We start from the raw sequence: 801 nt of genomic DNA, 5'->3' as shown, positions 1-801 counted from the left end.
GCAACGTCAACCAGGGCTCCGGCACGGGGAACGTCAACCAGGGCGGCCTCGGCGGCAACGTCAACCAGGGCGGCCTCGGCGGCAACGTCAACCAGGGCTCGGGTGGCGGCAACGTCAACCAGGGCTCCGGCACGGGGAACGTCAACCAGGGCGCCGGCGGCGGCAACGTCAACCAGGGCGGCCTCGGCGGCAACGTCAACCAGGGCTCGGGTGGCGGCAACGTCAACCAGGGCTCCGGCACGGGGAACGTCAACCAGGGCGCCGGCGGCGGCAACGTGAACCAGGGCGGCCTGGGCGGCAACGTCAACCAGGGTGCTGGTGGCGGCAACGTCAACCAGGGCGCCGGTGGCGGCAACGTCAACCAGGGCAGCGGCGGGGGCAACGTCAACCAGCATGCTGGCGACGGACACGTCAACGTGCCGGGGGTGGGTGGGAACGTCCAGAGCGGGATCGTCCCGGATCACCTGAACCCCACACCGAACCCCGTGATCCAGGGCAACGTGAACCAGGGCGGCCTCGGCGGGAACGTCAACCAGGGCGGCCTCGGCGGGAACGTCAACCAGGGTGCCGGTGGCGGCAACGTCAACCAGGGCAGCGGGTTCGGCAACGTCAACCAGGGCTCCGGCGGCGGCAACGTCAACCAGGGCAGCGGGTTCGGCAACGTCAACCAGGGCTCGGGCGGCGGCAACGTCAACCAGGGCTCCGGCGCTGGCAACGTGAACCAGGGCGGGCTCGGCGGGAACGTGAACCAGGGCGGCCTCGGCGGCAACGTCAACCAGGGCTCCGGCACGGGGAACGTCA

1 protein-coding gene is annotated in these 801 nt (G+C 71.2%); it reads left to right on the top strand.

The window, feature by feature from the left end:
• A partial coding sequence (locus tag ABD994_RS30980; protein WP_345425502.1) for a beta strand repeat-containing protein occupies positions 1-801 on the top strand: 801 nt, incomplete at both ends.

The sequence above is a fragment of the Actinomycetospora chlora genome (assembly GCF_039542135.1).
Taxonomy (GTDB): Bacteria; Actinomycetota; Actinomycetes; order Mycobacteriales; family Pseudonocardiaceae; genus Actinomycetospora; species Actinomycetospora chlora.
Note: the sequence above shows the minus strand (reverse complement) of the source record. Positions and strands in the feature narration are given on the sequence as shown.